This is a genomic window from Leptothrix toolikensis (SeqCode) (assembly GCF_057922285.1).
This window is the reverse complement of the sequence record NZ_JBYSVC010000013.1, coordinates 34,304-43,927: the sequence shown is the minus strand read 5'-3', so window position 1 is coordinate 43,927 and position 9,624 is coordinate 34,304. Positions and strand designations below refer to the sequence as shown.

Sequence of the window (9,624 nt, the reverse complement as noted above, 5' to 3'; positions counted from 1 at the left end):
AAGCGCTGCGCGAAGCCTTGATGGATCAGCTGCGCTGCGCCTTGCATTGGTTGCAGAGCCTGGAGCCCACGGGGGTGGGGGCACGTAACTTGAGCGAATGCTTGCAGCTGCAACTGCGCCAGCACGTACACAACCCTGAGCGCGACTTGGCGATGCAGATTTGCGCCGCGCATCTCGACTTGCTGGCCCGGCGCGACGTGACCCGCCTGTTGGCGCTGACCGGGGCAGACGCCGGGGCCTTGCGGCTGGCGCAGCAACTGATCAAGTCTCTGGAGCCCAAGCCCGGCCGCCCCTTTTCGACCGCCGAGGCCAACATCATCGTGCCCGATGTGATCGTGCAAAAAGCCGGTCGCGGCTGGCGCGTGATGCTCAATCCGGACGTGATGCCGCGTTTGCGCATCAACGAGATGTACGCCCAAGCCCTGCGCCAACAGCGCGGTCAGCAGCGCAGCAACGCCGCTGCGGGTGGTGGTGGGGCGGCCGCTGGGGATGACTCCGGCAACGTGCTTGCCACGCGGCTGCAAGAGGCGCGCTGGTTCGTCAAAAACATCATCCAGCGCTTCGACACCATCGAGCGCGTCTCACGCGCCATCGTCGAGCGCCAAAAAGCGTTCTTCAGCCACGGCGAGATCGCCATGAAGCCGCTGGTGCTGCGTGAGATCGCCGACGAGCTGGGTCTGCACGAATCGACCATTTCGCGCGTGACCACCGCCAAGTACATGACCACGCCCTACGGCACCTTTGAGCTCAAGTACTTCTTCGGCTCCTCCCTCAACACCGAAACCGGCGGCAATGCCTCCAGCACCGCCGTGCGCGCGCTGATCAAACAACTCGTCTCGGCCGAGAGCCCCCACAAACCCCTCTCCGACAGCCACCTCTCCGACATGCTCGCCGAACAAGGCATCCAAGTCGCCCGCCGCACCGTCGCCAAATACCGCGAATCCCTGCGTATTCCCCCAGCCAATTTGCGCAAGGCGATGTGAGAGGCGGGGCGCTCCACCCTAAAAAACCATGTCGTCCATCCTTCCGATCAATCTTGATGGCCTGCTGCGTTTGCAGGGGGTTGAGTCGCCGCGAGTCGAGTTCAAGGCCTCGTGGGATGAGAAAACCACCGGAGCACAGGTCATTCGCACCATTTGCGCCTTTGCCAACGACTTTCAGAACCTCAACGGGGGTTACATCGTCATCGGGGTGGCTCAGAGCAACGACGTGGCGGTGCTGCCCCCCAAAGGGCTGACGGCGGAAGAGGTTGAAAGCGCCCAAAAGTGGTTGCGTGGGCATTGCAACGTGATCGATCCGGTCTACCAGCCGGTGCTGTCGCCCGAGGTGTACGACGGTCAGCGGATTTTGGTGATTTGGGCCCCAGGCAGCCAAGCCCGGCCTCATCAGGCTCCCGAGTCCGCAGAAAAAGGCGCAGCGCGGAAGTTTTATATCCGGCTGGGGTCGGAGACCACGGATGTGGAGCGGCAGCCCGAGCTCAAAACCCAACTCATGCAGTTGACGGCGCGCGTGCCTTTTGATGATCGGCGTGCGCTTCAGGCCAGCGTTTTGGATATTCGGGAAACCAAGGTTCGGGAGTTTCTCCACGACATCGGTAGCGGTTTGGTGGATGAGCAAGACACCCGCACCTTGTATCGCCACCTGCGCGTCGCGGAGCCTGTCAACGGCCACGATGCCCCGCGCAATGTCGGCCTGCTTTTCTTCAGCCAGAACCCGGAGCAGTGGTTTCCTGGTGCGCGCATTGAAGTTGTGCAATTCGCCGGCAATGCCAGCGGCAACGTGCTGGAAGAAAAGGTGTTCAACCAGCGCCCGATCCACGAGCAGCTCCGAGAGTGTTTGGCCTATTTGGAGGGCCTGTCCGTGCGCATGATTCAGAAACTGCCGGGCCGTACTCAGGCTGGACACTGGGTCAGTTATCCCTCTCTTGCCCTGCGTGAAGCGCTGGTCAATGCGGTGTATCACCGCACCTATGAAGGTGTGCAAGAACCCATCAAGGTTTATTTGTACCCCGACCGGCTGGAAGTCATCAGCTACCCCGGCCCGGTTCCCGGGATTGAACTGAAGCATTTGGAAGGCACCGCCCCGCTGCCGCCGGTGCCCGCCCGCAACCGCCGTATTGGGGAGTTGCTCAAGGAGCTGAAATTGGCCGAGGGCCGTGGCACCGGGATTCCAAAGGTGCGGCGCACCATGCAGCAAAACGGCTCGCCACCGCCGCGCTTTGATTTTGACGACAGTCGCAGTTATTTCCGGGTCACCTTACCCGTGCATCCGGAATATCAGGCCATCTTGGCGCTGCAAGATGTCGCGCATCTCAAGGCGGTGGGCGATCACCAAGGGGCGCTGCAACGGTTGCGTGATGCCCATGTGGCGAGCCCCGGCGCTCTTGGGATTGGTTTGGAGCTGGCGCGTGAGTTGACCACCAAGGGCGACATTCATGCTGCTGAGGAGGTTTATCGGCAGTTTGTGAGCAGTAACCCGGCGGCCAATCCCGCGCCGCTCATCACGCTGATCGCCACCGCCTTGCTCGATACCAACCGGCCAAGCGACGCGGTGATATGGCTAGACCGTCTACCGCTGTTGGATGCGGTGGGTGACGCTTTCGAGGCCGCGATTCAGGAAAAGCGTGCCGGCCGCCTAGAAAAAGCGCACCGCTATTTCCAGATCGCGGGCGACGCTGTTTTGCAAGACGTCAAGGCTTTGCATGAGTTTGCTCAGGTCAAAATGAAACTGGCCGACAAAGCCCGGCCCAGGCATCGCGCCGGTAACCGTATGGCCTATTTCCGCTTGCTCGACGAAGCGCGCGACATGCTACAGCGCGTGGTCCAACTAGACGCCCCCCGGGCTCGTCACGCTTGGGCTTGGTACGACCTCGGCCGAGTACTCCGCTGGAGCCAAGCCCCCCTACCCGACATCCGCCACGCCTTCGAAAAAGCCATCGCCCTTGATCCCCATGAAGAGCGCTTCTTGAAAGCCGTCAAGGACTTGGGCGGATCGAAAAGTGAAAAGCAATTCTCTGTGGATTCATGATTTTGATCATTTATCCGCCAGACTCTTTTGATATCAGGAATTTCCCTGAAATTATTTTTAGGGTTAAAAATATTGTTGATGATCCTTTTTTGGAGCTATTTGAACTTTCAACTTCCCAAGAAAAAGGTATGGTTGCTCGAATCTCCTCTGGGCGAGGAGATGCCTCTAGAAAAATATTGCCAAGGGTGTTTCTACGGATTGGCCATCTTTTGAAGAAGTTAGATCTGTCTTTTTCTATATAGCTTTTATCAACTATGCCTTTTGCATAGTAATCTACTTCTTGGGTGTAATACGGCAATATATCATTCCCATCTTGGGTTGATGAGTTTGTCGTAAACCATTCTCGTATTGTTTTCATTGCCAACTCATTGGTTATAGCTACTTGATCAGTGTTGGGTGCTGCTTCTGGATTGTTATTGGTGATGTTATATTTGCTGGCTGGTGCGCCTTCATGGGTTGGCTTGGGTTCCGGTGGTTGCTCTTCTGGAAAGTTGCTTATAACCATCGCATCTATGAAATTTTTATCACTCATCATTGATGGAGTGTTGCAGCTTTCTATAGAAAATAACTTATCCCAAGAAATTCTTTCCCCCGCCAAAGAGAATGCGACATAATTGCAATCCCTTAGATTGGCCCCAAAGCTATTTTGGGCATCAAATGCTGTTTTTACGATGTATGCATTTCTATTTTTGTATGTGCCTCTCCATACAATAGTTGATGATACAGGTGAAAATGATGATGGGCTTTTAAGTGCTTGTTGAATAATCTGTTGCGCAGCGTCGATGATTTTCGCTTCACTGGTAGCCGTTTTTTGGTTCTGTATGATTTCGTAAGTGTATTCATATATTCTTACGGATAGGCCGTAGATCATTAGTGGTGCAATGAATATTATTGAGATTTTATTTAATATAGATTGCTTTTTGAATTCATCAGAAATAACTTTGAAAGTTGGTGTTTTTGTTGATGGGGGTGCTGCTTGTAATTTTACTTTGTTTGATGTGGTTGGTAAGTCAACATCGATTGGTTGATGTTGTTCATCATCGCATCTTAATAGGCAAATGCCGCCAGCCATTTCTATGGCTTTTTTATATTTTTTGGCAATATCTTCTCTTAGGCCATTTTTTAGAATAAATCCTGGCGTGCTAAGAATATTTTCAATTTGTTCTGGTGTGGCCTTAAAAAGGGCTGCTAGATTTTCTCTGCTCTTTTCCTCTGAAGCATTTTTCTGTAAGCCGTTGATTATAATGCTGTAGGTGATATTTGTTGTTGGCTCCATTGTATTTCCAGTGTTTTTTAATTAAATCAAATAACAATTTATTTATTCTAAAAAAATGTGTTCGAGGCTGTATTTAATTGCAGTGCGTAATATTTCAATAGAAGGTCTTGCAAGTGCTGTACTTCACTTTTGAACCTGCACCGGAAATTATATGCATGATGCACGCAAGAATTTTATACAAGTAAATAAACAACTTATAAATTTGTTGAGATAACGCGATTTCATCGCGGGGGCAATAGATCTCTCACGGCAAATGGCTCAAGCACATCAAAGCTTCCTGCTAGTCCGCTAGGCATTAGTGATGTAAGAGATTTCTTAAAGCCATCACTGACTGCATCCATAATCCTGGAATTGCTTATGCCATCTATGTCTTTTCCGAGGTGAATTTGCCTAACAATGATTTGGATAATTTCTTCTGGAATATAATTTTTGTTCTGCTGGGCTAATTTAGATAGCTTGATATCTAAAGCTTTAATAGGATCAATATAGAAAATATTATTCCTTATTCTATAAGGAACAACTAAAATATCTGTACCGCCAGAATACTGCCAGCGACGGGTGGTAAACCTCTCAAAACGTAACTGAACTTCTGAGAAGTATTTTGGGGAGAAGTACCACTTAGAGTTGTTGCCAAAAAAATCGGCTGATACTGAAGTTTCGTAGCCCCAGCAATTTTTATCGCAAAACCCAACAAAATAAAAGTGAACCTTTTCACCAGTCAGATCATGAAGGTAACGGAGGCTCGGTCCGATAATGTCTTTGCAAATTCTATCTTCTGGCCTAGTGAATACAACCACCCCAAGGCGCCATATGTTCGACCAATTAGCATGCGTAGCCTCACAGTCGGCAATTTCCAGATCGTAACTATCGAAAGGAATCATATAAATCCCGCTTTTTATATAGTAGCTACTTGCACATTAGGCATAACTATTTAGTCGCCCATCACCGCCGGAATTGTCACCCGTGCAAAACGAGTGAGCATGGAGCGTAACGGCGACACAGGGGGCGACTCGGACGGAATGGTCCAACACTGAGTTCGGGTGCGTTAGCGCGGTGCATCTCCATCCTCCATTTTGTGTACGGCCATCAAGCTAGTGATGTGCCGTTGGAGGGCATCGTAAATCTTTACAAGAGCCCTGAAAAGATCCCGACTCCAACTTTTGGTGGATGGGTGTGGCATCCCCCTTTTGGGGGTTATGACTTGGTTTGTTGGGCTGCCATCGCTCGGGCCACGCGGGAGCCGGTGGGGCGGTGGAGGAGGGTGGAGATGAAGGTGCCGGCGTCGATGAGGGTGGGGAGGTCGATGCCGGTGGGGATGCCGAGGCCGTGGAGGAGGTAGACCACGTCTTCGGTGGCGACGTTGCCGGTGGCACCTTGGGCGTAGGGGCAGCCGCCGAGGCCGGCGACGCTGGTGTCGAAGATGTGGATGCCGAGCTGGAGGCTGGCGTAGACGTTGGCCAACGCTTGGCCGTAGGTGTCGTGGAAATGGCCGCTGACCTCATCGAGGGGGAAGTGGCGCAAGGCGCGCTCCAAAGCGTGTTGCACCTTGAGCGGCGTGCCCACGCCGATGGTGTCGGCTACGCCCAAGTGATCGACGCCCAGATCCTTCATGGCGCGCGCCACGCGCTCCACCGCATCGGGCGAGACATCGCCCTCATAGGGGCAGCCCAGCGCGCATGAAATCACCCCCCGTACCCGCAGGCCGGCGGCGTGTGCGGCTTGGGTCACGGGGCGGAAGCGCTCGATGCTTTCGGCCACCGAGCAGTTGATGTTTTTGCGGCTGAAGCTCTCGCTGGCGGCGGCAAACACCACCACCTCATCCACCTTGGCCGCCAAAGCCGCTTCAAAGCCTTGCATATTGGGGGTGAGGGCGCTGTAGCGCACGCCGGACCGCCGTTGCAGCCCAGCCATCACGGCGGCGTTGTCGCTCATCTGCGGCACCCAGCGCGGGCTGACAAAACTGGTGACTTCGATGGCGTCGAGCCCGGCGTTTTGCAGCCGATGCACCAGCTCAATCTTGTGCTCGGCCGCGACCATCTGAGCCTCGTTTTGCAGACCGTCGCGCGGTCCAACATCGACCAGCGTGACTTTAGAAGGCAGGGACATCGGGTATTCCTCAGGGGTAAATGTGACGATGCACACGGCTGTCACACATGACTTGCGAATTACGTGATTTTGGGGCTGGCGTTGTGGTGCCGCTCAGACAACGATAGCGCCTGCCCGCCCGCCCCATGTCCACGACCTTCGTGCTGCTATGACCGAATCCCTCCGCCTACGCCTTGCTTGCCGTATCCGTGACCTGCTGTTGCAGGAGGTGGGCGAGGTCATCGACGTCAACTTGATGCTCGGGTTGCACGGCTACGCCCGTGCCGTGCTTAGCCTGTGTCGGGGTGGGCGCAACGCTGAGTTGCGTAGTCTGGGTGAGCAGTTTTGCCAAGCCACCCAAGCCGAAGAAAAGGCCCAGCGGGCCGCGCGCAGTGCCCATGAGCCGAGCTTTTTTCAGGGCGGGCTGAGTTCGATGAGTGCCTCGCCCTCGGCGACCTGATCGCCCACGCTGTAGCGCAAGGCTTGCACCGTGCCGGCCTTGGGGGCTGTCAGGGTGTGCTCGATCTTCATGGCTTCCATCACCGCCACGGCTTGACCCGCAGCGACGACATCGCCCACCTTGACCAGCAGTGCAATCACCTTGCCTGGCATCGGCGCTTGCAAGCCGCCGCCATGGGCCTGAGCGGCGCTTTGGGTGGCGTTTTTTATCGCGTCTTCCAAGGGATCAATCCAGCGCACCACCGCTTGGCCAGCGTCGGTGTGGATCGAGAGCAGCGTGCCCGTGCGGTCTTCAAAACGATAGACCGCGCCTTTGAAGCGTGACGCATCAACGCTCAGCAGCTGAGCGCCCAGCGCCAACTGCATCGGCCGACCTGCTTGCTGGAGCAGGCTGAAACGCTGGCGCTCGCCGGCGTACACGATCTCAAACAAGCGCTGCGCTGCGCCGTGCATGCGCCAGCCGTCGCGGGCCGACCAAGGGTCGCTTGATCCTTGGTGATGGATCTGACTTTGCGCGGCTTCCTCGGCCAAGCTGTGCGCCACCACCGCTTGGGCCACTGTGGCGAGCGCCAAGGGTGGGGCCTCAAACAGGGCGGCGCGTTCGTGCTCGATCAAGCCGGTGTCGAGCTCGGCGGAGGCAAAGCGCTTGCAGTTCACCACCCGGCGCAGAAAAGCCGCGTTGCTCGGCAGGCCCACCACATGGGTTTGGGCCAAGGCCGCGTCGAGCCGCGCCAAGGCTTGGGCGCGGTCCTCGCCCCAGACGATGATCTTGGCGATCATCGAATCGAAGTGCGGCGAGATCGTGTCACCTTCTTTCACGCCGGTATCGACCCGCACCGCGCCGCGCTCAAAGGCGACGTGCTCGGGCCAGCGCAGCACCGCCAGGGTGCCGATGGCGGGCAAAAAGCCGGTGTCGGGGTTCTCGGCGCAAAGCCGCGCTTCGATGGCGTGGCCGTGGCAACGCAGCGCTTCTTGCGCCAGCGGCAGGGCTTCACCGCTGGCGATGCGCAACTGCCACTCGACCAGATCCAGCCCGGTGATGGCTTCGGTCACGGGATGCTCGACTTGCAGCCGGGTGTTCATCTCCATGAAGTAAAAGCGCGGCGGCGCAGCGCCTTGGCCGGGCTCGACGATGAACTCGACCGTGCCGGCCCCCACATAGCTCACAGCGCGGGCGGCTTGGATGGCGGCTTGCGCCATGGCTTGGCGCACGGCCTCGGGCAGACCGGGGGCCGGGGCTTCTTCAAGCACCTTTTGGTGGCGGCGCTGCACCGAGCAATCGCGCTCAAACAGATGCACGAACTGGCCGTGGCGGTCGCCAAAGATCTGGATCTCGACGTGGCGCGGGCGCTGCACGTAGCGCTCGATCAGCACGGCGGCATCGCCAAAGCTGGCTTGGGCCTCGCGCTGGCACGAAGCGAGGGCGGCCTCAAAGGCTGCGGCCTCGGTGACGATGCGCATGCCCTTGCCGCCGCCGCCCGCGCTGGCCTTGATCAGCACCGGGTAGCCGATGCGCTCGGCCTCCAGCGCCAGCCGTGCGGGGTCTTGGTCCTCGCCGTGATAGCCCGGCACCAGCGGCACACCGGCGTCTTGCATCAAGCGTTTGGCGGCCGATTTGAGCCCCATGGCGCGGATGGCGCTGGCGGGCGGGCCGATGAAGACCAGGCCGGCGTCTTGGCACGCTTGGGCGAACTCGGGGTTCTCGCTCAAAAAGCCGTAGCCGGGGTGGATGGCCTCGGCCCCGCTGGCTTGGGCGGCGGCGAGGATCAGCTCGGGGCGCAGGTAGCTGTCGCGCGCACTTTGGCCGCCGAGGGCGATGGCTTCGTCGCAGGCCGCCACGTGTTGACTGTGTGCATCGCTGTCGGCGTACACCGCCACGCTGCGCACGCCCAAACGGCGCGCGGTGGCGGCGATGCGGCAGGCGATTTCGCCGCGATTGGCGATCAGGATTTTCTTGAACATGGGTCCGTGGTCCAGGCAGGGGGGCGTTTGTCCAGAAAGGCGTGCAGACCTTCGCGGCCTTCGGCGCTGGCGCGGGTGTCGGCGATGCGCAGGGCGGTGTCGGCGCGCAGCTCGGGGCTGAGCGGTGCTTGGGCGACGTCGCGCACCAGTTGCTTGCAAGCCCGCACCGCCGCCGGGCCGTTCGCTTGCAGGCCCTCGATCAGCGCCTGCACGTGGGCGTCGAGCTGCTCGGGCGCTACCACCTCGTGGACCAGCCCGCAGCGGGCTGCTTGGGCGGCGCTGAAGCGTTCGGCGGTGATCATGTAGCGCTGTGCGGCGCTCTGGCCCATGGCGCGCACCACGTAGGGCGCGATGGTGGCTGGCAGCAGGCCGAGCCGCGCCTCTGAGAGGCAAAACTGCGCCCCTTGCGCCGCCACGCGCACATCACACACGGCGGCCAGCCCCAAGCCGCCGGCAAAGCAGTCGCCGTGGATGCGACCAATGATCGGCACGGGGCAGGACCAGATCGTCCAGAGCATTGCAGCCAGCGCTTGGGCGTCGCGGTGGTTTGCGTCCCAGCCTTGGGTGGCCATGTCACGCATCCAGCCCAGATCGGCCCCGGCGCAAAAAACCTTGCCGCGTCCGCCCAGCACGATCACGCGCAGCTTGGGCTCGGTGGCCAGTTGGGCAAAGCAGCGATCAAGCGCATGGATCAGCTCGGCGTTGAAGGCGTTGCGCGTGTCGGGACGGTTCAGCCAGACGCGGGCCACGGGCCCCTCGCGTTCCAGCGCCAGCATCGGGGGGGGGGTGTTCATGTGCTTTTTGACGGCTTGTTG

Annotated in this window: 8 protein-coding genes; 3 read left to right on the top strand and 5 right to left on the bottom strand. The window is 58.1% G+C overall.

The genetic code is table 11. The features are described from left to right. Together rpoN and AC3VI7_RS03800 are read left to right on the top strand one after the other, a co-directional pair. Positions 1-983 (top strand): RNA polymerase factor sigma-54 (gene rpoN, locus AC3VI7_RS03805; RefSeq protein ID WP_489671395.1); only part of this gene is annotated, 983 nt, incomplete at its 5' end. Between the two features lie 28 nt (positions 984-1,011). Beyond that, the gene (locus AC3VI7_RS03800; protein ID WP_489671184.1) at positions 1,012-3,027 is read left to right on the top strand and encodes an RNA-binding domain-containing protein; all 2,016 of its coding nucleotides are present in this window, start codon (positions 1,012-1,014) and stop codon (positions 3,025-3,027) included. A 10-nt stretch (positions 3,028-3,037) separates the two neighbouring features. Here the strand turns inward: AC3VI7_RS03800 and AC3VI7_RS03795 are convergent, their stop codons facing one another. The 3 genes from AC3VI7_RS03795 to AC3VI7_RS03785 all read right to left on the bottom strand — a co-directional run bounded on the left by AC3VI7_RS03795 (position 3,038) and on the right by AC3VI7_RS03785 (position 6,409). Further along, a complete protein-coding gene (locus AC3VI7_RS03795; RefSeq protein WP_489668348.1) occupies positions 3,038-4,303 on the bottom strand; it encodes a hypothetical protein in 1,266 nt (421 codons plus the stop codon). A gap of 221 nt (positions 4,304-4,524) precedes the next feature. Beyond that, the gene (locus tag AC3VI7_RS03790; protein WP_489668349.1) at positions 4,525-5,184 is read right to left on the bottom strand and encodes a hypothetical protein; all 660 of its coding nucleotides are present in this window, start codon (positions 5,182-5,184) and stop codon (positions 4,525-4,527) included. Positions 5,185-5,497: 313 nt separating this feature from the next. Further along, on the bottom strand, positions 5,498-6,409 hold the full coding sequence (locus tag AC3VI7_RS03785; RefSeq protein WP_489668350.1) for a hydroxymethylglutaryl-CoA lyase: 912 nt from the start codon (positions 6,407-6,409) through the stop codon (positions 5,498-5,500). Positions 6,410-6,557: 148 nt separating this feature from the next. On the opposite strand from AC3VI7_RS03785, the gene AC3VI7_RS03780 reads away from it, so the two are divergent. After that, positions 6,558-6,848, top strand: coding sequence for a hypothetical protein (locus AC3VI7_RS03780; RefSeq protein WP_489668351.1), 291 nt, complete (start codon positions 6,558-6,560; stop codon positions 6,846-6,848). Here the strand turns inward: AC3VI7_RS03780 and AC3VI7_RS03775 are convergent. Further along, on the bottom strand, positions 6,803-8,809 hold the full coding sequence (locus tag AC3VI7_RS03775) for an acetyl/propionyl/methylcrotonyl-CoA carboxylase subunit alpha (protein ID WP_489668352.1): 2,007 nt from the start codon (positions 8,807-8,809) through the stop codon (positions 6,803-6,805). The two genes, AC3VI7_RS03780 and AC3VI7_RS03775, sit on opposite strands and share 46 nt — an antisense overlap. Then, complete coding sequence (locus tag AC3VI7_RS03770) at positions 8,791-9,603, bottom strand: enoyl-CoA hydratase/isomerase family protein (protein WP_489668353.1); 813 nt, start codon at positions 9,601-9,603, stop codon at positions 8,791-8,793. The genes AC3VI7_RS03775 and AC3VI7_RS03770 overlap by 19 nt, the downstream gene beginning before the upstream one ends. Positions 9,604-9,624 lie beyond the last annotated feature (21 nt).

Excerpts from the sequence above, each read along its gene's own strand:
- AC3VI7_RS03795 (WP_489668348.1), bottom strand. The coding sequence starts at position 4,303 with ATGGAGCCAACAACAAATATCACCTACAGCATTATAATCAACGGCTTA.
- AC3VI7_RS03780 (WP_489668351.1), top strand. The coding sequence starts at position 6,558 with ATGACCGAATCCCTCCGCCTACGCCTTGCTTGCCGTATCCGTGACCTG.
- AC3VI7_RS03800 (WP_489671184.1), top strand. The coding sequence starts at position 1,012 with ATGTCGTCCATCCTTCCGATCAATCTTGATGGCCTGCTGCGTTTGCAG.
- AC3VI7_RS03785 (WP_489668350.1), bottom strand. The coding sequence starts at position 6,409 with ATGTCCCTGCCTTCTAAAGTCACGCTGGTCGATGTTGGACCGCGCGAC.
- AC3VI7_RS03790 (WP_489668349.1), bottom strand. The coding sequence starts at position 5,184 with ATGATTCCTTTCGATAGTTACGATCTGGAAATTGCCGACTGTGAGGCT.
- AC3VI7_RS03775 (WP_489668352.1), bottom strand. The coding sequence starts at position 8,809 with ATGTTCAAGAAAATCCTGATCGCCAATCGCGGCGAAATCGCCTGCCGC.
- AC3VI7_RS03770 (WP_489668353.1), bottom strand. The coding sequence starts at position 9,603 with ATGAACACCCCCCCCCCGATGCTGGCGCTGGAACGCGAGGGGCCCGTG.